General features: G+C 72.7%; 21 protein-coding genes and 1 pseudogene. 10 read left to right on the top strand and 12 right to left on the bottom strand.

What is annotated here, in order from left to right; all coding sequences use genetic code 11:
- Positions 1-34: 34 nt before the first annotated feature.
- A complete protein-coding gene (locus tag AB0B55_RS03875; protein WP_357170141.1) occupies positions 35-763 on the bottom strand; it encodes an SDR family oxidoreductase in 729 nt (242 codons plus the stop codon).
- Between the two features lie 171 nt (positions 764-934).
- Here AB0B55_RS03875 and AB0B55_RS03870 point away from each other — a divergent pair, with 171 nt between their 5' ends.
- On the top strand, positions 935-1,396 hold the full coding sequence (locus tag AB0B55_RS03870) for a peroxiredoxin (RefSeq protein WP_357170138.1): 462 nt from the start codon (positions 935-937) through the stop codon (positions 1,394-1,396).
- 150 nt (positions 1,397-1,546) lie between these two features.
- Entirely contained in the window at positions 1,547-2,230 is a 684-nt protein-coding gene (locus AB0B55_RS03865; protein WP_357170135.1) for a hypothetical protein, read from the top strand.
- A gap of 35 nt (positions 2,231-2,265) precedes the next feature.
- Here AB0B55_RS03865 and AB0B55_RS03860 read toward each other — a convergent pair whose 3' ends face one another.
- Positions 2,266-2,718 carry a MarR family transcriptional regulator gene (locus AB0B55_RS03860; RefSeq protein ID WP_357170132.1) on the bottom strand — a complete coding sequence of 151 codons (453 nt, stop codon included), beginning with the start codon at positions 2,716-2,718 and terminating at the stop codon, positions 2,266-2,268.
- A 96-nt stretch (positions 2,719-2,814) separates the two neighbouring features.
- On the opposite strand from AB0B55_RS03860, the gene AB0B55_RS03855 reads away from it, so the two are divergent.
- Positions 2,815-3,246, top strand: a complete 432-nt coding sequence (locus tag AB0B55_RS03855; RefSeq protein WP_357170129.1) for a hypothetical protein — start codon at positions 2,815-2,817, stop codon at positions 3,244-3,246.
- A gap of 49 nt (positions 3,247-3,295) precedes the next feature.
- Here the strand turns inward: AB0B55_RS03855 and AB0B55_RS03850 are convergent, their stop codons facing one another.
- From AB0B55_RS03850 to AB0B55_RS03835, 4 genes are all read right to left on the bottom strand, one after another.
- Positions 3,296-4,489, bottom strand: a complete 1,194-nt coding sequence (locus tag AB0B55_RS03850) for a hypothetical protein (protein WP_357170126.1) — start codon at positions 4,487-4,489, stop codon at positions 3,296-3,298.
- 50 nt (positions 4,490-4,539) lie between these two features.
- Positions 4,540-5,718, bottom strand: a complete 1,179-nt coding sequence (locus AB0B55_RS03845) for a GNAT family N-acetyltransferase (protein WP_357170123.1) — start codon at positions 5,716-5,718, stop codon at positions 4,540-4,542.
- Positions 5,719-5,874: 156 nt separating this feature from the next.
- A complete protein-coding gene (cydB, locus tag AB0B55_RS03840) occupies positions 5,875-6,873 on the bottom strand; it encodes a cytochrome d ubiquinol oxidase subunit II (protein WP_357118690.1) in 999 nt (332 codons plus the stop codon).
- Between the two features lie 14 nt (positions 6,874-6,887).
- Positions 6,888-8,300, bottom strand: coding sequence for a cytochrome ubiquinol oxidase subunit I (locus AB0B55_RS03835; RefSeq protein ID WP_357170120.1), 1,413 nt, complete (start codon positions 8,298-8,300; stop codon positions 6,888-6,890).
- Between the two features lie 164 nt (positions 8,301-8,464).
- Here AB0B55_RS03835 and AB0B55_RS03830 point away from each other — a divergent pair, with 164 nt between their 5' ends.
- From AB0B55_RS03830 to AB0B55_RS03810, 5 genes are all read left to right on the top strand, one after another.
- Complete coding sequence (locus AB0B55_RS03830) at positions 8,465-9,229, top strand: lysophospholipid acyltransferase family protein (RefSeq protein ID WP_357170116.1); 765 nt, start codon at positions 8,465-8,467, stop codon at positions 9,227-9,229.
- Positions 9,230-9,550: 321 nt separating this feature from the next.
- Complete coding sequence (locus tag AB0B55_RS03825; RefSeq protein WP_357170113.1) at positions 9,551-10,108, top strand: hypothetical protein; 558 nt, start codon at positions 9,551-9,553, stop codon at positions 10,106-10,108.
- Between the two features lie 110 nt (positions 10,109-10,218).
- Complete coding sequence (locus AB0B55_RS03820; RefSeq protein ID WP_357170110.1) at positions 10,219-10,986, top strand: glycerophosphodiester phosphodiesterase; 768 nt, start codon at positions 10,219-10,221, stop codon at positions 10,984-10,986.
- Positions 10,987-11,007: 21 nt separating this feature from the next.
- Positions 11,008-12,399, top strand: coding sequence for an MFS transporter (locus AB0B55_RS03815; protein ID WP_357118678.1), 1,392 nt, complete (start codon positions 11,008-11,010; stop codon positions 12,397-12,399).
- Positions 12,400-12,563: 164 nt separating this feature from the next.
- A complete protein-coding gene (locus AB0B55_RS03810; RefSeq protein WP_357119446.1) occupies positions 12,564-13,172 on the top strand; it encodes a thymidine kinase in 609 nt (202 codons plus the stop codon).
- 61 nt (positions 13,173-13,233) lie between these two features.
- Here the strand turns inward: AB0B55_RS03810 and AB0B55_RS03805 are convergent, their stop codons facing one another.
- A complete protein-coding gene (locus AB0B55_RS03805) occupies positions 13,234-14,082 on the bottom strand; it encodes a hypothetical protein (protein WP_357170107.1) in 849 nt (282 codons plus the stop codon).
- 198 nt (positions 14,083-14,280) lie between these two features.
- On the opposite strand from AB0B55_RS03805, the gene AB0B55_RS03800 reads away from it, so the two are divergent.
- On the top strand, positions 14,281-14,817 hold the full coding sequence (locus tag AB0B55_RS03800; protein ID WP_357170104.1) for a hypothetical protein: 537 nt from the start codon (positions 14,281-14,283) through the stop codon (positions 14,815-14,817).
- Here the strand turns inward: AB0B55_RS03800 and AB0B55_RS03795 are convergent.
- Positions 14,805-17,909 (bottom strand): BTAD domain-containing putative transcriptional regulator, encoded by a 3,105-nt coding sequence (locus tag AB0B55_RS03795; RefSeq protein ID WP_357170101.1) that lies wholly within the window; start codon positions 17,907-17,909, stop codon positions 14,805-14,807. The genes AB0B55_RS03800 and AB0B55_RS03795 overlap by 13 nt on opposite strands.
- Before the next feature lie 127 nt (positions 17,910-18,036).
- On the bottom strand, positions 18,037-18,324 hold the full coding sequence (locus AB0B55_RS03790; protein WP_357170099.1) for a low temperature requirement protein A: 288 nt from the start codon (positions 18,322-18,324) through the stop codon (positions 18,037-18,039).
- A 6-nt stretch (positions 18,325-18,330) separates the two neighbouring features.
- Between AB0B55_RS03790 and AB0B55_RS03785 the strand changes: the two are divergent.
- Positions 18,331-18,447, top strand: a pseudogene (locus AB0B55_RS03785) (thymidine kinase); the annotation flags it as partial.
- Here AB0B55_RS03785 and AB0B55_RS03780 read toward each other — a convergent pair.
- From AB0B55_RS03780 to AB0B55_RS03770, 3 genes are read right to left on the bottom strand one after another with little or no spacing between them, the layout of a single operon-like run.
- Positions 18,414-19,610 carry a low temperature requirement protein A gene (locus AB0B55_RS03780; RefSeq protein WP_357170096.1) on the bottom strand — a complete coding sequence of 399 codons (1,197 nt, stop codon included), beginning with the start codon at positions 19,608-19,610 and terminating at the stop codon, positions 18,414-18,416. The pseudogene AB0B55_RS03785 and the gene AB0B55_RS03780 sit on opposite strands and share 34 nt — an antisense overlap.
- Complete coding sequence (locus tag AB0B55_RS03775; protein ID WP_357170093.1) at positions 19,607-20,800, bottom strand: low temperature requirement protein A; 1,194 nt, start codon at positions 20,798-20,800, stop codon at positions 19,607-19,609. Before AB0B55_RS03775 ends, AB0B55_RS03780 begins: the two co-directional genes overlap by 4 nt.
- Positions 20,787-21,197 (bottom strand): hypothetical protein, encoded by a 411-nt coding sequence (locus AB0B55_RS03770; RefSeq protein WP_357170583.1) that lies wholly within the window; start codon positions 21,195-21,197, stop codon positions 20,787-20,789. The genes AB0B55_RS03775 and AB0B55_RS03770 overlap by 14 nt, the downstream gene beginning before the upstream one ends.
- Between the last annotated feature and the right edge of the window lie 31 nt (positions 21,198-21,228).

The raw sequence follows: 21,228 nt of genomic DNA, 5'->3' as shown, positions 1-21,228 counted from the left end.
GCGGTGGGCCGGGGCGCGTGTCGCGCGCCCCGGCTCACAGGGCGCCGGAGACCCGTAGCACGGCGCCGGCGGTGTAGGAGGCGTCCGGGCTGAGGAGCCAGGCGATGGCGGCGGCGATCTCGTCGGGTTCGCCGGCGCGGCCCATCGGGATGCGACCGGCGGCGGTGTCGGCGCGGTCGGGTACGCCGGAGTCGGTGTGGATGTCGGTGCGGACGAGGCCGGGGGCGACGCCGTTGACGCGGATGCCGCGCGGGGCGAGTTCCTTGGCCAGGCCGACGGTGAGGGTGTCGGTGGCGGCCTTGACGGCGGCGTAGTGCACGTACTCCCCCGGGCTGCCGAGGGTCGCGGCGGCGGAGGAGACGTTGACGATGGCGCCGCCGTCGGTGAGGCGGCGGGCGGCCTGCTGGGCGCAGAGGACGTACCCGATGAGGTTGACGTCGACGACGCGGCGCAGGTCGTCCACGCGCAGGTCGGTGAACGGGCCGATGAGGCTGGTGACGCCGGCGTTGTTGACCAGGCCGGTGAGGGGGCCGAGCTGCGCGGCGGCGTCGAACAGGGCGGTGACCTGGTCGGGGTCGGTGGTGTCGGCGCGTACGGCGATGGCCTGGACGCCGGTGGCGTGCAGGTCGGCCAGGACGGTCGCGGCGGCGGCGTCGTCGCGGCGGTAGCACAGGGCGATGTGGTGGCCGGCCGTGGCGAGGCGGCGGGCGGTGGCCGCGCCGATGCCGCGGCCTCCGCCGGTGATGACGGTGACGGGTGCCATGGCGCCTCCGGGTCTGTCGGGCGGGTTGGGCCGACGCTACCGTGACCGGCGCGGACGAGTCGTCGTAAGGAGGGTCACATGCTGCGGGCCGTGGTGCTGGTGGCGCACGAGGCGCTGCGGGTGTGATCGCTTACGCTTCCCGCGCGGTCGTTCGGACTACGGAGGTGCGCGGTGGCGGGTGTGGGTGTCGGCGATGTCGTGGACGACTTCGAGTTGCCGGATGAGACGGGCACGCCGCGTCGGCTGTCGGAGTTCCTGGCGTCGGGGCCGGTGGTGCTGTTCTTCTATCCCGGTGCGATGACGCGGGGGTGCACGGCGGAGAGTTGCCACTTCCGGGACCTGGCGGCGGAGTTCACGGCGCTGGGCGCGTCGCGGGTGGGTATCAGCCGCGACGAGGTGGCGAAGCAGGCGGAGTTCTCGACGATGCACGGCTTCGACTATCCGCTGCTGTCGGATGTGGACGGGACGGTCGCGCGGGCGTTCGGGGTCCGGCGGCGGGTGCCGCTGGGGGCGTTGAGCACGAAGCGGATGACGTTCGTGATCGGAACGGACCGGCGGGTCATCGAGGTGATCCACAGCGAGGTCAGCATGAACGACCACGCCGATCGGGCGTTGCGGGCCCTCGGCGGCTAGGGCGTGTGTGAAAGTCCTCGGTCGAGCCGAGGCGGAGTCCAGCCAACGGCCGGCCAGGGGCTTCACACACGCCCTAAGCCCCGTGCGGCGGGTGTCGCAGTCGACTGGTATCAAGACAGCAATCAAACAGGTGTACGGAAGAGGGTTGTGATGGATGCCGGCCAGGGTTTGTCCACTGACGAGGTGCAAAGCATCCGGGAGGCGTTGGCGGCCGGCCGTAAGCCGAGGGTGGTGTTCACCGCGTCGGCGGGGCAGATCGCCGGTCAGGTCGGCCAGGTGGTCGAGTTGACCGATCCGGACGTGTCCGACGAGTTCGTCGTGGTGCGGTTCGGTCGTGACGAGTTGCCGTTCTCCCCCGCCGATCTGGCGGTCGCGCCCAAGGGCGCGGGCCGGCGGGTGGCGGAGCCGAAACCGGAGCCGGAACCGGAGGCGCCCGCGGTGGCGGCGCCGGAGTTCGTGTTGGACACGCCGCGGGTGCCCGCGCAGCGACAGGAGGAGCCGAAGGTGGAGCAGGTCGAGAAGCCGCCGGCGCGGCGGGCGGTCAAGGCCGCGAAGCCCAAGGGGCCCGCGGGCCTCACGGTGACCCTGGCGTACGCGGACGGCGAGTGGACGGTCGCCGCGCAGCAGGGCAGCAAGGCCCTGGCGAAGCCGTACGTGGTGAAGCCGGCCGAGGCGTTGAAGATGGTGGCGCTGGTGGACGTGCCGGGTGTGCAGGAGGCGGTGGAGCAGATCCTGGGCGCCGAGCGGGCCGAGGCGGAGCAGCAGGCGGAGAAGCTGCGCGCGGAGTTGGCCGAGATCGAGGCCCGGTTGGCGGAGTTGCGCGAGGCGAGCTGAGCGCTGCCTTGCGGTGGGGCGGGCCCGAGCGGCGGTCAGTGGCCGTTGTGGTGCTCGAGCAGTCGGGTGAGCAGGCGGGTCAGCTGCGCGCGTTCGGCGCTCGACAGGGGCGCGAGCAGGTCGTCCTGGACGCGGGCGACGGTGTCGGCCATCCGGTGGGCTTCGTCGGTGCCGGCGTCGGTGAGGCTGATGACGTTGCGGCGGCGGTCGGCCGGGTCGGGGGCGCGTACGACGAGTTCCCGGCCGGCCAGGTCGTTGATGGCGGCCACGACGTCGCTGCGGTCGATGCCGCAGCGGCGGCCCAGGTCGGCCTGGCTCGCGGGGCCGTCCTCGGCCAGCGAGGCGAGGAGCCGGAAGTGGTAGCCGCGTAGGTCGTGTGCGGCGAAGCCCGCGCTGGCGAGTCGGCCGGCGTGGGCGGCGACCTGGTTGAGCAGCCAGCTCGCGGTGGTACGCAGCCCGGCGGGTGACTGCGGGGCGGTGGCGTCCATGGCGGGAGCCTAACAGTAATCGTTGGCGTGACCCACAAACCATGTTACGTTGGTTCTACCAACGTTGGTTCAGCCAACGTTTTCGAAGGAGGCAACGTGTCCACTCTCAACGGTCAGGTCATCGGTCAGGCCCACTTCGCCACCCGGGCCCTGCTCGACCGCGCCGTCGCGCCCCTGGGCATCGACTTCGCCCAGGTCATCGCCCTCAACGCCCTCACCGCCGGCCCCGTCGACCGGACCTCGCTCGTGCGGCGCCTCGCGAGCGCCCGCAGGGTCGACGAGTCGGCCGTGCTCGAGGTGATCGACGGCCTCGTCGACGCCGGCCTGGCGCTGCTCGACGACACCACCGAGCCGCGGGTGTCGCTCACCGATGCCGGCCAGAGCACGCAGGCCCGTGTCGCCGAGGCCGTCGGGGGTATCACCGCCCGGCTGTACGGGGACATCCCGCCCGCCGAGGCCGACGTCGCCGCCCGCGTCCTCGCGCTCGTCACCGAGCGGGCCAACGACGAGCTGGCGGGCGTCGCCTGACGCCGGAACGCGGTTCAACCGGCGGGCGTGGCTTGACGCCGGAAGCGACTCAGGTGCGTCGGTTCATGGCCGCCCGGATCCGCAGCCAGGACGGGTCGGTCGCGGAGGTCTCGCTGACCGGCGCCAGGTCGCCGGACTGCCAGTCCCGCGTGCCGTCGGTGAGGTCGAGCTGGTCCATGTCGACGACCGACGCCTCGCGGGTGCCGGCGAGGAACGCGGTCACTGAGGCCCCGGCTGCCTCGCCCGGGTCGGCCGTGCCCACCGACAGGACAAGAAGCTCGTCGTTGCCGGCGACAACGAGCTCACCGGTGGCGGTGGCCGCCAGCGCGGTCACCGCTGCCCCAGGCAGCACCTCGTGCTCGACTACCCGAGCGCCGTCGACGTCCAGCTCGACGACCACGCCTTCGGGTGTCCCGATCCAGAGGACCCGCGGCGACGGACCGAACGCGACGTTGTGGCGGGACCAGGCCCGCATCTCATCCAACCACTCCTGCGGGTACGGGTACCCCGGGCTCGGCTCCCCCAGCGTCATGCCCAGGACGCGCCGCAGCGAGGGAAACGCGAACACCTCAAGCGAGTTGTTGTACGCGTTGCCCCGTACCGCGAGGTGCCGGCCGTCCGAGCTGAAGATCGGCGCTTCGTAGCCGTCACAGTCCAGGACCAGCGCACGGCGCACCGGCCGCAGCACCGGCCCAGTGTCCGCGCAGAAGAGCACCAGCGTGGCGCCCTGGTCGCTCACGAGGGAGCAGACCAGGCCACCCGCCGGATGCGCCACCACCCCGGTGTCCCACCGAGGGCCGATCAGGGTCGTTCCCGAGGCGAGATCGAGCGCGACGGAGTGCTCCCAGCCGTCCGTTCCGGCGGCGGGCGACAACCAGAGCGTGCGACCGTCGGGGCTGAACGCCACCTTCCGCCGGTACTCGGTCGACGGGACGCCGTCGACCGGCGACGTGCCCGAGGGGGTCCAGAGAACAACGCTCTCGGCGTCCGCCACCGCCAACAACGGGTCGCGGGGGTGCCAGGCGGCGGAGGGTGTCCGCTTCAACCGTTCGTAGCCGACGTCCTCGACGTAGCCGGCCGAATCCACGCCGACGACTCCGCGCTGCCGCAGTTCTCCGTCCCGGTACTCCCAGATCCGGATCGCCGGACCGTCGGCGTCCCAGGCCGCCACCAACGCAAGGCGCGGATGGGGCAGCAGCCGCTGCGCCGTCGCTCCAGAGTGGACGCGGGTCAGGATCTGCACCGACACACCCTACCGGCGCGCCGGACTGCCACCCGTCCCCGAAGGGGCCGTCAGAAGTAGTCGAGCAGGTGTGCCGGACCGCCGGCGCCCAGCAGGTCCAGGGCGTCCGGCTCGACGCCCACGGTGTGCAGCAGGCCGGCCTGGGCCACCGAGCGGGCACCCGCCGCGCCCGCGTACAGCAGGGCGAAACCGCGCACGTCCAGCCGCAGATCCGCCTCGCCGTCGAGTCTGGTCAGCTCGGCTTCGCCGTCGGCGACGGCCAACCGCCAGGTGCCGGTGTTCCAGTCGGCGAGCGGGTCGGTGAGGTGGAAGTCGACGACGCCCCGGGCGTGGGTGGGCCAGCCGCGCTCACCCACCGCCCGTACGACGTCGACCGGGCGGTGCATCCACAGGTCCCGCTCGTGGTCCCGGGCCGCCTCCAACGGCAGGTGGACGCTGACGGCGTCACCGTCGAGCGGGCACAGCCGCAGGGTCGGCGCGACGCTGGCCCAGCTCCCGAGCACCCCGACGAGTTCCCGGGCCGCGTCGGCGGTGGTGGCCAGAGCCTCGTCGACGGTGAGGACCGAGTCGGCGCCGTAGCCCCGGCCGCGCTGCCAGGTGGCGTAGCCGACGAGGTCGCCGTCGTCCTCGACGAGGGTGATCCCGTCACCGGGCAGTTTCGCGTCGGCGGCGAAGAAGTCGAACAGCTTGCCCCGGCGCGTCAACATGCCGTTGCGGTGGCGGGTGACCCGCTCGTAGAGGGCAGCGACGGCGTCCAGGTCGGCGGGCGTGCCGGCGCGGACGGTCAGGTGCGACGCGGGCCGGTGCCGGGGCAGCGCGGCGGTGGCGACGTTGACGGTGCGCAGCACACCGGCGGCCTCCCAGCCGCAGGCCCGGTAGGGGGCGGCGACGGTCGGGTACAGGGCGCTGATCGCCGCGCCACGCTCGTGGGCCCCGGCCAGCAGGGCGGTGAGCAGGGCTCGGGCCACACCCCGGCCCCGCGCCTCGGGGGCGACCGCCACCCCGGCGACGTCGGCCGCCGCGACGGCCCGACCGGACCACCACTGGTCGTGGTGCAGGTCGACGGCCTTGCCGACGAGCCGGCCGGTGTCGTCGAACGCGCCGTAGCGGGTCATGCCGGGCACCTCGACGGTGGTGTGCGGGGACCGCTGAGCATCAGAGCCGAACGCGAACCGGCCCAGTTCCCAGGCGTCGTCCAGGTCGTCGATGGTGAGTTCACGAACGCGCATCGGCACACCGTAGCGGCCCGCCCCGACACCGACCAGCCGATAACCTCCCCGGCCGGACTCCCGTCGATCATGGAGTCGTGGTGGGTGACGAAGCGCCCTTGATGCCCCAGGTCGGGCACCACAAGTCCATGATCGGTGGCGGGTGGGGGGTGGGGGTCAGTGTTGGGGGATGTTGGCTATGCCGATGCGCTTGCGGAACACCCAGTACGTCCAGGCCTGGTAGGCCAGCACCACCGGAGTGAAGATCACCGCCACCCAGGTCATGATCTTCAGGGTGTACGGGGTGGAGGCCGCGTTGGTGGCCGTGAGCGTGCCCGCCGCGTCGAGGGTGGACGGCAGCACGTTCGGGAACAGCGCCGCGAACAGGGTCGCTACGGCCAGGCCGATCGCCACGGCCGTACCCGTGAACGCCCAGCCCTCCCGGCGTACCCGGGCGGCGGCGAGGCCACCGAGCAGGGCGAGGGCCGCGCCGACGGCGAGCACGACGGCGGCCGCGCTGGAGCGGATGCTCAACGTCCAGGCCAGGAAGCCGACCGCGAGCACGGCGGCGCCGACGCCGAGGCGCACCGCCAGGGCGCCCGCGCGGTCGCGGATGTCGCCGGTGGTCTTCAGGGCCAGGAACACCGCGCCGTGGGTCAGGAACAGCGCGAGCGTGGTCGCGCCACCGAGCAGGGCGTACGGGTTGAGCAGGTCGACGAGGCCACCGACGTACTCGTGGTCGGCGTCCAGGGGCACACCGCGCAGGATGTTGGCGAAGGCGACGCCCCACAGGATCGCCGGCAGCAGCGAGCCGACCACGATCGCGGCGTCCCAGCGGCGCTTCCAGGACGCCTCGGGGCGCTTGTGCCGGTACTCGAAGGCCACCCCGCGGGCGATCAGGGCCAGCAGGATCAGCAGCAGCGGCAGGTAGAAGCCGGAGAAGAGGGTGGCGTACCACTCGGGGAACGCGGCGAACATCGCCCCGCCGGCGGTGATCAGCCACACCTCGTTGCCGTCCCAGACCGGGCCGATGGTGTTGATCAGGACCCGGCGTTCCCGGTCGTCGCGGCCGAGCACGGGCAGCAGCATGCCGACGCCGAAGTCGAAGCCCTCCAGGATGAAGTAGCCGGTGAACAGCACGGCGACGAGGAGAAACCAGATGGTGGTCAGGTCCACGATGGGCTCCGGGATCAGTAGGCGAAGGCGAGCGGACGCTCGGCGTCGTCGGTGTCGTCGGTGGAGGGCTGTTCGCTGACGTCCGGCACGCCGGCTCTGGCGTAGCGCAGCAGCAACTTGACCTCGATCACGGCGAGGGTGGCGTAGATCAGCGTGAAGGCGGTGAAGGAGGTCAGCACCTCGGTGAGCGAGACGCTGCGGGACACGCCGTTGCGGGTGAGCATCTCGCCGAAGACGATCCACGGCTGGCGGCCCATCTCGGTGAAAATCCAGCCGAAGGAGTTGGCCAGCAGCGGCAGCACCGGCATGGCCAGGCCGGCGCGCAGTAGCCATTTGCTGCGCGGGGTACGGCCCCTGCGCTGGCTCCAGAGCACCAGCAGGGCGATCGCGCCCGCCGCCAACCCGAAGCCGACCATGAAGCGGAAACTCCAGTAGGTGACCGGGATGATCGGGGTGTAGCTGCCCGCGCCGTACTGGGTGGCGTACTGGGCCTGCAGGTCGTTGATGCCGTGCACGGTGCCGTTCGGGTCGCCGGTGCCCAGGTACGACAGCAGGTACGGGATCTTGAGGGCGAACACCTCGCGGCTGCCGTCGAGGCTGCCGATGGTGAGCACGGAGAACGAGGCGGGGCTCTCGGTGGTGTAGAGACCCTCGGCGGCGGCCATCTTCATGGGCTGCACATCCGTCATGATCTTGCCCTGGATGTCGCCGGTGAACAGCACGGCCGCCGAGGCGACCAGGACCACCCACGAGCCGAACTTCGTGGCGAAGCGGTACGCGCCGGTGTCGGCGGAGTCCCGGTTGCGGATCACGTGCCACAGGCCGACCGCCACGATCAGCGACCCGGCGACCAGGAACGAGCCGGCCAGGGTGTGCGGGAAGGTGATCAGGGCGACCTTGTTGGTGAGCACGGCCGGGAAGTCGGTCAGCTCGGCGCGTCCGCTGTCGGGGTTGATGCGGTAGCCGACGGGGTTCTGCATGAACGAGTTCGCGGCGAGGATGAAGTACGCGGACAGGTTCGTGCCGATGGCGGCGGCCCAGATGCTGGCCAGGTGCGCGCGCTTGGGCAGCCGGTCCCAGCCGAAGATCCACAGGCCGATGAACGTGGACTCGAGGAAGAACGCCACGAGCGCCTCGATGGCCAGGGGCGCGCCGAAGATGTCGCCGACGAAGCGGGAGTAGTCGCTCCAGTTCATGCCGAACTGGAACTCCTGCACGATGCCGGTGACCACGCCCATGGCGAAGTTGATCAGGAACAGCTTGCCGTAGAACTTGGTCAGCTTGAGGTAGCGCTCGTTGCCGGTGCGGTGCCACATCGTCTGCAGGATCGCCACCAGCACGGACAGGCCGATGGTCAGTGGCACGAACAGGAAGTGGTAGACGGTCGTGACACCGAACTGCCACCGGGCGACGTCCAACGCGTCCACCTGAACCCCCAACTATGCGTACTACGAGACGTAGTAAATACTACTGCTCGTCGTAGAGAAAGGGGCAGGGCCGGGCGGCCCAAAGCGGCCCGGGACCAATGACCCTGATCACTCCGGCCACTCGCCCTCGGGGCCCCACCGCCTCGTGCGAGGATGGCGCGCTGATGGACACGACGACCTGGCAGCCACCACTGCTCTGGCGGGCCGCCCTCATGCTGGCCCGCGCCCTGGTGGCCCTGCTCGCCCGCCTGGAGGTCACCGGCGACGTCCCCGCGCACCTGCGCCGGGGACCGCTCGTGCTGGCCGCCAACCACATCAGCCCGTTCGACCCCCTGGTCATGATCGCCGCTTGCCGGGAACGGGGCATCGCCCCACGGATCATGGCGACCGCCGGCCTGTTCCGCGCCCCCGTGCTCGGCGCCGCGATGCGCCACGTCGGGCACATCCGGGTCGACCGGGGCACCAGCGCCGTCCACCAGGCCCTCGACGACGCGGCCCAGGCCGTCGCGGCCGGCTCGGTGATCCTCATCTACCCCGAGGGACGCATCGGCCTGGACCCCGGCATGTGGCCCGAACGCGGCAAGACCGGCGTCGCCCGGCTCGCGTTGGCCTGCGGCGCACCCGTCATCCCGGTCGCCCAGTGGGGCGCGCACGAGGTGCTGCCCTACCTGACGCCGAAGGGAATGCTGCCCGGCATCGCCCGCTCCCTGTGGCGTCGCCCGGTGATCCGGGTGCACTTCGGCGAACCCGTCGACCTGGGCGAGTCAAACGCCGCCACCCCCGGGGCGGCCCGTCGAGCCACCGACCGAATCATCGACGCCCTCACCGACACCCTCGCTCCCCTGCGCCCCGACGAACCCGACCTCCCCCACCACGTCGACCCCGGCCGCCCCACCGACACGAGCCGCACCCACCGCCGCACCCCCTGAAGCCCCGCGCCCGAGGCCCACCCCCGCCCCGCCCACCCCCGCGATCTTGCACTTTCTGTGGCGACATACCGGGCCGAGCCGGCCATAACGGCGACACAAACCGCAAGATCGGCGCGGCCTGTGGGGGTCGCGCGCCGCCTCGGCGCGGCCTGTGGGGGTCGCGCGCCGCCTCGGCGCGGGCTGTGGGGGTCGCGCGCCGCCTCGGCGCGGGCCCACGGCTCCCCCGGGCAGGGGAGGCGGTTGGCTCGGCGTGGGGATCAGCGCGATCAGGGCTGCGACGAGGCTGAAGAGCGTCAAGCCATCGACGCGAGGGAGTTTTCCATGCTCTGGTACGCACGGGTCGGGACGGCATCGGCGGCGACAGTCGCGCTGGTCGCCGCCGGGTCGACGACGGTGTGGGCGCAGCCCACCGCGCCGAACGGGACGTCGCCTCCGAGGCCCGTGGCGCTGGTCGCCGGCTCGGGGCATTTCGTGTACGACGAGCCGAACATGGTCGGGCACCGGATCTGGTTCGGCGTCGCGGCGGTCACGACCGTCGACGGGTCGACGCGTGGCGAGTTCCGTTACCGGCACGCGCTGCCGGACGGCACCGAGGTTGCCCGGGGACGGGCCGACGTGACCTGCCTTCGGGTGGTCGGGAACGTCGCGGTGTTCACGGCGATCGTTCCCGACGGCGTCGACCCGGTCCGCAACCACGGCTACTACGTCAAGATCATCGACGGTGGTCGGCAGCCCGACGTGATCGTCGACGCCCAGACGCAGAACGGGACTCAGCCGGCACCCACCGGCTGCCTCGACCCCGAGACGGAACTGCCCCCGGAAGCGCCCCCACGCCCCCGGTACCCGATCCTCACCGGCGGGTACGTGGTGCGCCCGTGAGCCCCCTGGCGCTCCCGCCCCACGGGGGTGACGGGGGCGCCAGGGCCCGCGCGGACGAATGTCGCCGACAGGCCATCTGCGCTCCACCGGCCGCGTGCATACTGCGTCGCGTGCTCAACCGATCCGCCTACCTCGACGCGCCCGCGCCGCTGGCGTTCGCCCACCGCGGCGGGGCCGCCGAGGGCGACGAGAACACCACTGCGGCGTTCGCCCGTGCCGTCGGGCTCGGTTACCGGTACGTGGAGACCGACGTGCACGCCACCGCCGACGGCGTCCCGGTGATCTTCCACGACCCGACGCTCGCGCGGGTCACCGGTGAGGCGGGGCGCATCGCCGACCTGAGCTGGGCCGACCTCGCCTCGGTACGCGTCGGCGGCGCCGCCGTCGTACCCCGGCTCGACGAGGTGCTGGACGCCTGGCCGCAGGTCCGCTTCAACATCGACGTGAAGGCCGACGGCGGCGTCGCGCCGACGGTCGCCACCCTGACCCGGGTCGGCGCGGCCGACCGGGTGCTGCTCGCCTCGTTCAGCGACGCCCGACTGACCCGGCTGCGGGCGCTCACCCAGGGGCGCGTCGCCACCAGCCTCGGCATGCGGGGAGTCGCCCGGCTGCGGCTGGCCTCGCTGCACGGCCGGCCGCTGCGGCTGCCCCCGTCGGTGGTGGCCGCGCAGGTGCCGCCCCGCTACGGACGGGTGCCGGTGGTGGACCGCCGATTCGTCGACTACTGCCACCGGCTCGGCCTTCAGGTGCACGTCTGGACGATCGACGATGCGGACCAGATGCACGACTTACTGGATCGTGGCGTGGATGGCATCATGACCGATCACGTCGGCGTGCTGCGCGACGTCTACCGCAGCCGCGGCCACTGGACCGCCTGACCAGCACCGAAGGAACCCCCGATGGCCGAGACCGTGACCCCCACGGTGACCGACACCCCGCCTCCGGCGAGCACCCCCCGCGAGCGCCGAGGCTGGTACATCTACGACTGGGCGAACTCCGCGTTCCAGTCCACGGTGATCACCGTGTTCCTCGGCCCGTTCCTGACCACCGTCGCCGAGACGGCCGCCGGCTGCGAGCTGGGCGCGGACACCTGCGACGGGTACGTGCACCCGCTGGGCATCCGGGTCGCGGCCGGGTCGTACTACCCGTACCTGATCTCGCTGTCGGTGTTCCTGACCGTGTTCGCGCTGCCGGTCATCGGGGCGATCGCCGACCGGTCGGCGCACAAGAAACGCCTACTCGGCGGGGCCGCGTTCACCGGCGCCGGGGCGACCATCGCGATGGCCTTCGTCACCGGCGACCGGTACCTGCTCGGCGGCGCGTTGTTCCTGGTCGCCAACATCTCCTTCGGCGCCGCGATCGTGGTCTACAACTCGTTCCTGCCGCAGCTCGGCGGCCCGGACGAACGGGACGGCATCTCCAGTCGTGGCTGGGCGCTGGGCTACCTCGGCGGTGGCCTGCTGCTGGCGGTGAACCTGGCCACCGTCTCCCTGCTCAGCGAGGACGACAACCCGCAGCGCACCCTGGACCTGGCCCGCTGGTCGATCGTGTCCGCCGGCGTGTGGTGGGCGGCGTTCACCCTGGTGCCGCTGCGCTGGCTGCGCGACCGTCCCGTGACAGCGGCCGTGGCCGCGCGGGGCAACGTGCTCACCGACGGGTTCCGGCAGCTCGGGCACACCCTGCGCGAGATCCGGGCGTACCCGCTGACGTTGTTCTTCCTGCTCGCGTTCCTCGTCTTCAACGACGGCATCCAGACCGTCATCACGATGGCCAGCCAGTACGGCACCGAGGAGCTGCGGCTGGAGCAGAGCACCCTGATCGTCACGATCCTGCTGGTGCAGTTCCTCGCCTTCGGCGGCGCGTTGCTCCTCGGCGCGCTGGCCCGGCGCATCGGCGCGCGCAAGACGGTGCTGATCAGCCTGGTGCTCTGGACCGGTGTGATCCTCGGCGTGTTCTGGCTGCCCGCCGAGGCGCCGCTGCCGTTCATGGCGCTCGGCGCCTGCATCGGTCTGGTCCTGGGGGGCAGTCAGGCGCTGAGCCGGTCCCTGTTCAGCCAGCTCATCCCCGCCGGCAAGGAGGGCGAGTACTACGGCTTCTACGAGATCAGCGACAGGGGTACGAGCTGGCTGGGCCCGCTCGCGTTCGGCATCGTGTTCCAACTCACCGCCTCCTACCGCGTGGGCCTGGTCTCACTGGTGGGCTTCTTCGTGGTCGGGTTCCTGCTGCTGTTGGCGGTGCCGATGCGCCGGGCCATCATCGCGGCCGGCAACACCCCACCACGGGTGCTCTGAGCACGTGCGACGCACCTGACAGATCCGGGCCGGTCGATCGGCTAGGCTGCCCGACCGTGACCGACGACGCCGCTGCCACCCCGACCTGCCTGGCCCACCCGTTCCCCGGCCAGCCGCACGCTCCCGCCGCCTGCGCGGCCGCGCGCGGGCTCGACGGGCGGCCGGTGCACGCCGCGGCGTTGAAGTTCTTCTGGGGGCCGATGGACTGCGGTAAGTCCACGATGGCGTTGCAGATGAACTACAACCACGCCCGGCAGGGCCGCCGAGGCCTGGTCACCACCCGCATCGACCGGTCGCTGGGTCCACAGGTCACCACCCGCATCGGCCTGGCCCACGAGGCCATCGAGGTCACCGACGACCTGGACCTGCGGGCGCTGGTGCGCGGGCGCTGGGCCGACGGGGTACGCGTCGACTACCTGATCTGCGACGAGGCCTGCTTCTACACCGTCGAGCACGTCGAGCAGATGGCCGAGTTGGTGGACAGCTACGACGTGGACGTGTTCGCGTTCGGCCTCGCCACCGACTTCCGGTCCTGCCTGTTCCCCGCCGCGCAGCGCCTGTTCGAGTTGGCCGACGAGGTGGCCCGCATCCAGGTCGAGGTGCTGTGCTGGTGTGGCCGGGAGGGGTTGCTCAACGCTCGGGTCGTCGACGATCGGGTGGTCCGCGAGGGCGAACAGGTCGTCATCGGCGACACCGTGGAGACCGCCGACGTGCGCTACCAGGTGCTCTGCCGGCGGCACTACCGCAGCGGCGACCTCGGCCCCCGCGACTGACGCGTCGACGCGGTGGCCGGCCGCCCCCGTGCTGGGGACGGCCGGCCGTGGTACGGGTGGGTCAGCCCACGCAGACCTGCTGCGCCCTGATGTTCCACGGCGTGGCGAACGCGACGATCTCCCGTCCGGTCGCCTCGGCGGTGTCCAGTGCCGGCCGGGGCACCAACGTCGCCACCGAGCCGGCCCCGGAGAGCCCGGTCAACACCGCGCCGACCCCGGCGGTCTGCGATCCCGCCGGGCAGGCCGGCGTCGTCACGGACTTCGGCGCGTTCGCGTTGAACGCGCTCGTCGCCTCCGTCAACGCCATCGCCGGCAGCGCGGTGGCGCAGAACGCCTGGGTCTGCAACGTGAAGTTGCCCGGAGCGCCGAACACGTACGCGGTGCTCGACACCGAACCGAGCGCCGCGGTGAACGCCAGCTCGTCGATCGCCACCGCTGCGTTGGCGTTGTCGATCCGGTACCCACCGCCGAAGGTCTTCTTGCCCGGCGGGCACACGGCGGTGATCCCCACCTTGTCCAGCGCGTTGTTCGCCGACGTGGTGGTGACCAGTTGCAGGCCGGACACCGCCCCGGCCGGGGCGCAGACCGCGAACGCGTCCACCGACCAGGGCACGTTCGTGGCGTTGGCCTCCACCCCGAACACCGTCACCGTACGCAGGGTCGCGTCGGCGTAGACCCGGGTCATCAGGACGTCACCCTGACCGTCGTTGATCCGTCCACCCGCGCCGACCACCTGGTCGACGCCGTTGCACGAGATGGTCATCGTCTTGGCGTTCGTCGCGTCCAGGACGCTCGTCGCGGCGACCCGGTACAGGCCGACCGACGCCTGCGCCGCTGTGCTCGGCGCGAGCAGCGTCGTGGCCGCCGCCACGCTGGTCAGCACTGCCAGACCAGCCAGTTTCCGGTTCATTGGATTCCCTCCGCCCTGCCTCGTCGACGGTCGACGACGGCGTTGCGACCAGACTCCGCACCCTGGTCAGGGGCCGGTCATCGGCGCGGACGCGGACGGCGTACTGACGCCACGATGACGGGCGGCTGCGACCCTGCCGGCGACGTCACCGTGGCGTCACCGGACTCCGGACGGGGTCCACGAACGGGAGGTCCCATCATGCGTATCCGAGCGGCGGCGCTGGCCGCCCTCCTGGTCAGCGGCGCTCTGATCGGCGTCGGCGGTGGCACGGCGTACGCCGACCCGGACGCGAACCCGTGCGCCTCCACCGCCGGCGACCCGATCATGGGCACCGAGGGCGACGACGTCATCTACGGCGGCGCCGGTCCCGACGAGATCCACGGGCTCGGCGGCAACGACACCATCTACGGCGGCGGTGGCGTCGACACGATCTACGGCGGCGCCGGCAACGACATCCTGTTCGGTGAGGGCTGCGGTGACACCCTCGTCGGCGGTCCGAACGACGACGTGCTGGCCGGTCTCGACGGCAACGACCATCTCAACGGGTCGCACGGCGCGGACCTGCTGATCGGCAAGGCCGGCGTCATCGTCTGGGGCGTTGCCACCAACGGCGACATCTTCGACGGCGGGGGCGGGGCGGACACCTGCGCCCAGGACGACAACCCCGACGCCAGCGTGATCTTCTACGCGTACGTGGACACCAACGCGGGCAACGAGAACCTCTACCCCTGCTGACCGGCCCTGGCGCGCAGCACATCCGGGTGCGGGGGCGGTGCGTCGATCGCGCGCATCGCCCCGCCCCACCTGTCGAACGCCCGCCGGGCCTCCCCGTGCCGGCCGGCCCCGACAAGCGTCGCGACCAGCGCCCGGTGCGCCCACTCGTCGTAGCAGTCGGCGTCGAGCAGCCGGACCAGGGTGGTCGCGGCCCGGTCGGAGTCGCCGTCGCTCCGGTACTGCCGGGTCAGTTCCCGCAGCGCCCGCAACCACATCGAGCGGGCCTGTTCCCGCAGCCCGTCGGCCCAGTCCTCGTAGGGCTCGTCGGTGAAGGCGTCACCCCGGTAGGCGGCGTCCACGTCGGCGAGCACCGCGCGGGCCTGCGCCGGGTCACCCTCGCGGGCGAGCCGCTCCGCCCGGGGCACGTCGGCCAGCAGGGTCTCCGCGTCGACGACCACCCGGGTCAGGTCGACGCGTACGCCGGTCAGGTCGGCGCGCACGTACCGGTCGACGGGCCACCGCCGGGGCGGGTCGAGCACGGCACGCACGGCGGACAGCAACACCGACAGGCGGTGCGCGGTGCGCCGCGGCTCGTCGTCGGGCCACAGCAGTTCGCACAGCTCGGCCCGTCCCACGGCGCGGCCACGCCGGGCGACGAGGATCTTCAGCAGCGTGCGGGCCTGCCGCGACCGCCACGCCGGCAGCGGGACCTCCCGCCCACCGACGATGACTTCGAACCGGCCGAGCACCCGCACCTCGACGGTCCCACCGTCGACGGACAGCTCGGACAACTGCCGGCCGTCGACCGTCTCGATTCCGAGCGCCAGCAACCGGTCGGCCGCGGCCCGCGCCGCCGAGCGCTGCGCGGCGTCCGCGCCCGGCACCCGGCCCAGCAGGACGACTGTCCGTTCGGCGGCCGGACCCGCGCCCGCCGCCTGCCAGATCGCGCCGGCCTCCACCAGGGCGTCGCGACTCGCGGCCGGGTCGGCGGCGACCGCGGCGGTGAGTTCCAACGCCTCGGCCAACGCGTCGGCCTGCCGCCCGGTCCGGGCCGCCCGTACCGCTTCGGCCGCCCGCCGCCGGGCCACCTCCAGGTCACCTTCGGCGTACGCCACCCAGCCCGTCGCGGCCAGCGCGCAGGAGAGCAGGAACGCCGGCGCCAGCCGGTGTGCCTCGTCGGCGGCGGCACGGGCGGCGTCGAGGTCGGCGGCGTTGCTCTCGCAGCGCAGCCGGGCCAGGCCGGCCAGCGCCGGGATGCGTACCTGCAGGTCCCCCACGTCACGGGCCAGTTCGGCGGCCTCGGCGAAGGCGGCCAGCGCCTCCTCGCGCCGGCCGAGCCGGCGACTGACCTCGGCCAACCCGTATACCCCGGCGGCCGCCCGGTTGAGCCCCAACCGTTGCGAGACCAGTTTGGACCGGGTGAAGTGCAGGGTCGCCTCGTCGTAGCGGCCCAGCCGGACCAGCGCCTCACCCGCGTTGTGCAGGGCGGTCACCAGCACTCCGGGCGGGCCGGCGAGCTCCGCCGCGCGGACCGCCCGTACCGCGGTGGCCAGCGCCGACGGGTACCGGGCCTCCCGCAGCAGGCAGTGCGCCTGGTTGACCAGGACCCGCGCCTGCTGAACCAGGTCACGCGCGCGTTCGGCCGCGGCGAGGGCGTCGGCGAGGTGCCCGTCGCGGCGGGTGCCGGACGAGGTGAGCGCGGCCGCGATGTGCGCCGCCGCCAACGGGGCGTCCTCGTTCACCCGCTGAGCGGCGACGAGCGCGCGGGCCCCGGTGGTGACCGCGTCGTCGACCCGGCCGAGTTGGGCGAGGGTGCTGGCGCGGCAGGCCAGCAGCAGGACGTCGTCGGGGCCCGGTGGGGCGGGCGTCGGCGCGGCGTCCGCCCGGTCGAGCACCGCGAGCGCGCCGGCGTAGTCGGTCCGCAGGTACGGCACCATCGCGGCCCGCCAGAGCAGCCGCGCCGGCCACCGGCGGTCGTGGTCCGCCTGGGCCAGCAGCGGGGCGAAGACGCGCGACGCCCAGGTCACCGAGCCGGACATCCGCAGCGCGTCGCCGAGGATCAGTTGCAGGTCGGGGTGCTGCTCGGCCGGCGGCAGCGCGCTGATCAGGTCGGTGACGTCGGACGCCCCACCGCCGGCGAGCATCTCCACGCCGTGGCTGACGATCAGCGCCGCGCACCGGGCGGTGTCGTTCGCGTCGCGCAGGGCTCGGGCGGCGGCGAGGGGGTACGCGTGGGCGAGGTACCAGTCGGCGGCGGCGGACAACCGGCGGCGACCCGAGGCGTCCGGGCGGCCTTCCTGTTGGGCCAGCACCGCCGCGAGCACCGGTACCAGCCGCACCGTCGCGGCGGTGAGGTCGGACCGCCGGCGGGGGTGAGCCACCAGCAACCCGGTGCGGGTCGCCCACCGCAGCGCCTGCGCGGTGGCGTCGGCTGGCGCGTCGGCGTCGATGGCCACGCACAGCGGCGCGGTGATCGGGTCGAGGTGGTGGATGTCGCCGAGCAGACGCGCCACCTGCGCGGGCAGGTCGGTGAGGATCTCGTCGCGGGCGAACTGCCCGCCGGCGGTGCCGGGTTCGGTCAGGGCCGCGAGCAGCTCCCGCCGGCCGACCCCTTGGCGGCCGAGCGCGTCACCGGCGAGGTGTACCCACGCCGGCCAGCCGGCGGTCAGCTCGTAGACCAGGTAGGCCAGGTCACTGTCGGGGACCGCGTGTTCGTCGCGCAGGATCCGGGCGACCTGGTCCCGACCGAGGGCGAGGGTTTCCGGTCCCCGGTGCACCACGGGTCCGGCACAGGCGCTGCGGGCCGCGTCGGCGAGGGGGTGTCGAGCGGCCAGCGTCACCGCGGGCTGACCCGGCAGCGCGCCCAACAGCCGCACCAGGGCCAGTTGCTCGTCCCCGGTGAGCGCGGACACCTCGTCCACGGCGACCCGGGCGGGCGGGTGCGCGTCCGACGGGCCGCTCGGGTGCGACAGCGCGTCGAGCAGATCCGCCGCCCGGTGACAGGCCGTCGGACCGTCCCCGCCGATGACCTCCAGGGCGGTGCTCTTGCCGTAACCGGGGGCGGCCACCAGCAGCAGCCAGCGCTGTGGTCGGGTCCGCCGGTCGGTTGCCATCACGTCGCCTCCGCTCGACCGAGCACCGAGGAAGGCCACCCGGAGGGCCGGTGACCCCACGCTAACCATCGTGCGGCCCGCCCACGGTGGCGTTGTCCGAGAACCGACGCAGTGCCGCCGGCCGGGGTCAGGACGGCTCTCGGGCGGCGGACCGGGCCCGCGACCGGTCGGCCACGATGACGGCGACGGTCACCGCCAACGCCAGCGCGGCGCACACCGCGACGGGCACTTCCAGCCCCACGCAGACCGGCACCAACGCCAGCAGCACCAGCACGGCGGTGATCCGGCTGGTCGGCAGGCGGCGCCACAGCAGCGCCTTGTAGGCGGCGTGCCCGGCGAGGAACAACGCCGGACCACCCAGGGTGAACAACGCCGCGGACTTGGTGGTGGGCTCTCCGGGCTGCCGCAGCAACACCTCCGGGTGGTCCGCGAGGGTGAACAGGTCGTCATCGGCGACACCGTGGAGACCGCCGACGTGCGCTACCAGGTGCTCTGGCGGCGGAACTACCGCAGCGGCGACCTGGGCCCCCGCGACTGAGACGCCCGTCGTTCCGACATCCGGTCTGCGACAATCACCGCGGCCGTCACCAGCAGCGCCGCCCCGGCGGTGACCGCTGTCGGCGTGGCCAGCGCGACCGTCCCGGGGATCAGCGCGAGCAGCAGCAGCGTCGCCGTGACGCGGCCCGCCACCCCGACGAAGCCCAGAACCAGCTGGTAGGCGGCGTGCCCGGCCAGGAACAGCGCCGGGCCGCCGAGTACGACAAGCGCGTCCGCCCAGCCGACCGCGTGGCCGGGAGCGTGCAGCAACTGCTCGTCGCCGACCGCGGTGATCACGATGCCGCCCACCATCACCGGGTGCAGGTAGTTGAACACCAGCCGCGACAGCCGTCCGGCCCGTTCACCGGCCTGGGCCAGGGCTCGCATGACGGTGTCCGCCCGGTCGAAGTACACCCACCACAGGGCCACCGATCCCGCGAAGGCGAGCAGGAATGCGAAGATGCCCACCCGGTCCAGGCGCTGCGTCAACGTGCCGCCGGTGATGAGGATCGACTCCCCCAGCGCGATGAGGACGAACGCCTGGCAGCGTTCGGCCAGGTGCCCACCCTCGACCTCCCAACGTTCCGGGGTGCTGCGGCCCATGCCGGGCACCGGGAATCCGGTGGCCAACCCGAGCGCGTCGACGGCGATCACACCGATCCAGATCACCTCGCGGGCTGGGGGGTCCACCAGGCCGCCGACGAGAGCCAACAACCCGGTGGCGGTGATCCAGACGACGCACTGGCGGAAACTGTCACTGACGTACGGCTGGCCGCGGATCGCCCACATGGCGAAGACCGTCCGACCGATCTGCACCACCGCGTGCGCTCCGGCGAAGAGCAGACCGTCGCCGCCGAACGCGGTGGGCAACGCCGCCGCGAGCAGCAGACTGCCCAGCGTCACCACCAGCAGCGTGGCGCGCACCGGCGCGCGGTCCGGGCGTAGCCAGTTGCCCATCCACACGGTGTAGATCCAGACCAGCCAGACCATGCCCAGCAGCACCGCGGTACGCCCCACACCCGGCCAGTCGAGGTGCGCGCTGAGGTACTGGGACAACTGGGTGATCGTGAAGACGTAGACCAGGTCGAAGAACAATTCGGTGGACGTGGTCCGCTCCACCCCGCGGCGGGGACGCAGCAACTGCGGGTGCGCCGGCCGGCTCACGACGTGCCCCGCCGGGCCCGCAGGCGATCCGCCATGATCACCGCGACGGTCACCGCCGTTGCCAGCGCCGCGCAGGTCACCACCGTGGCGCCCAGACCTACGCAGGCCGGTATCAGGGCCAGCAGCACCACCACAGCGGCGATCCGGCTGGTGGGCAGCGCCCGCCACAGCACCGCCTGGTAGGCGGCGTGCCCGGCGAGGAACAGCGCCGGGCCGGCCAGGGTGAACAGGGCGGTGACCGTGGTGGCCGTCGCGCCCGGAGCGTGCAGCAGCCGTTCGTCGCCGGCCGAGGTGACGACGATGCCGGCGACCATCACCGGGTGCAGGTAGTTGAACGCGAGCCGGCCCAGCGCCCCGGTACGCGTGCCCGCGCGGGCGACGACCTCCGCGGCGGCCGGGGCGGACCGCGCGAAGTACACCCACCACAGCGCCACCGAGCCGGCGAACGCCACACCGAACGCGCCGAGGCGCACCACGTCCACGTGTGACGTCAGGGTGTTGCCGGTGACCAGGATCGACTCGCCGAGCGCGATGAGCACGAACGCCGCGCAGCGCTCCGCCAGGTGCCCACCCTCCACCATCCACCGCTCCGGGCGGCTGCGTGCACGCCCCGGCAGGGGGTAGCCGGTCGACAGGCCCACCACCTCGAGCACGATCACGGCCGTCCACACCACCTCCCGGGCCGGGGTGTCGAGCAGGCCGCCGACCACCACGAGCACCGACGTGGCGGCGATCCAGGGCAACGACTTCTGGAACCCGTCGACCAGCCACGGATTGCCCTGCGCCGCCCACAACGCGAACGCGGTCCGGCCCACCTGCACGCTGACGTAGACCACCGCGAAGAGCAGACCCATCCCGGCGAACGCCTGTGGGATCGTCGCCGACAACAGCAGGCTGCCCAGCGTCACCCCGATCAGCATCGCCCGTACCGGGCCCTGGTCCGGTTGCAGCCAGTTGGTCACCCAGGTGGTGTAGACCCAGACGAACCAGACCAGCGCCAACAGCAGCGCGGTGCGGGCTGCGCCACGCCAGTCCGGGTGCGCGATCAGGTAGTGCGACACCTGGGTGATCGTGAAGATGAAGACCAGGTCGAAGAACAACTCGGTCGAGGTGGTCGGCTCGACGCCCTGCCGCCGGCGCAAGAGCCGGGGGTGCGCCAGCTCCGGGGCCGGCGGCTCAGAAGGGGTCACCGCACACCCGCCAGTCGCCGCCCTCGCGGACCACCGGCAGGCGGTGTTCCTCGCTGATGCCGCCGGCGCGGGTCACCTTCGCGGTCACGGTGCCGCGCGGACGCCCACCCTTGGTGGACACCGACACGTCGGTGATCTCGTAGTCGGTCACCATGGGCGGGGTCCGCACCCAACTGGTGAACCCGATCGCGCTCCACCGGGTCCGGGCGTCGGCGCACAGCCGTTCGTACGCACGATCGCTGTCACCCAGGGACACCTCGCTGAGGAACCCGTCGGCGGTCTCCCGGATCGGGCCGGCGGCCTGCCGCACGGTCTGCAGGTTCCACGCTCCCAGTCCGGCGACTCCGACGCAGCACAGCGCCATGCCGAACCCGGCGAAGACCAGCCCGGCACGCATCGGGCGGCGCCGCCGGGCCGGTCGGCTCCAC

This window comes from Micromonospora sp. NPDC049107, from assembly GCF_040648595.1.
Taxonomy (GTDB): Bacteria; Actinomycetota; Actinomycetes; order Mycobacteriales; family Micromonosporaceae; genus Micromonospora.
Note: the sequence above shows the minus strand (reverse complement) of the source record. Positions and strands in the feature narration are given on the sequence as shown.

Bases quoted from the DNA above. Each gene is read 5' to 3' on its own strand.
- AB0B55_RS03875 (WP_357170141.1), bottom strand. From the start codon at position 763: ATGGCACCCGTCACCGTCATCACCGGCGGAGGCCGCGGCATCGGCGCG.
- AB0B55_RS03865 (WP_357170135.1), top strand. From the start codon at position 1,547: ATGGATGCCGGCCAGGGTTTGTCCACTGACGAGGTGCAAAGCATCCGG.
- AB0B55_RS03860 (WP_357170132.1), bottom strand. From the start codon at position 2,718: ATGGACGCCACCGCCCCGCAGTCACCCGCCGGGCTGCGTACCACCGCG.
- AB0B55_RS03845 (WP_357170123.1), bottom strand. From the start codon at position 5,718: ATGCGCGTTCGTGAACTCACCATCGACGACCTGGACGACGCCTGGGAA.
- AB0B55_RS03830 (WP_357170116.1), top strand. From the start codon at position 8,465: ATGGACACGACGACCTGGCAGCCACCACTGCTCTGGCGGGCCGCCCTC.
- AB0B55_RS03825 (WP_357170113.1), top strand. From the start codon at position 9,551: ATGCTCTGGTACGCACGGGTCGGGACGGCATCGGCGGCGACAGTCGCG.
- AB0B55_RS03815 (WP_357118678.1), top strand. From the start codon at position 11,008: ATGGCCGAGACCGTGACCCCCACGGTGACCGACACCCCGCCTCCGGCG.
- AB0B55_RS03805 (WP_357170107.1), bottom strand. From the start codon at position 14,082: ATGAACCGGAAACTGGCTGGTCTGGCAGTGCTGACCAGCGTGGCGGCG.
- AB0B55_RS03800 (WP_357170104.1), top strand. From the start codon at position 14,281: ATGCGTATCCGAGCGGCGGCGCTGGCCGCCCTCCTGGTCAGCGGCGCT.
- AB0B55_RS03795 (WP_357170101.1), bottom strand. From the start codon at position 17,909: ATGGCAACCGACCGGCGGACCCGACCACAGCGCTGGCTGCTGCTGGTG.
- AB0B55_RS03770 (WP_357170583.1), bottom strand. From the start codon at position 21,197: ATGCGTGCCGGGCTGGTCTTCGCCGGGTTCGGCATGGCGCTGTGCTGC.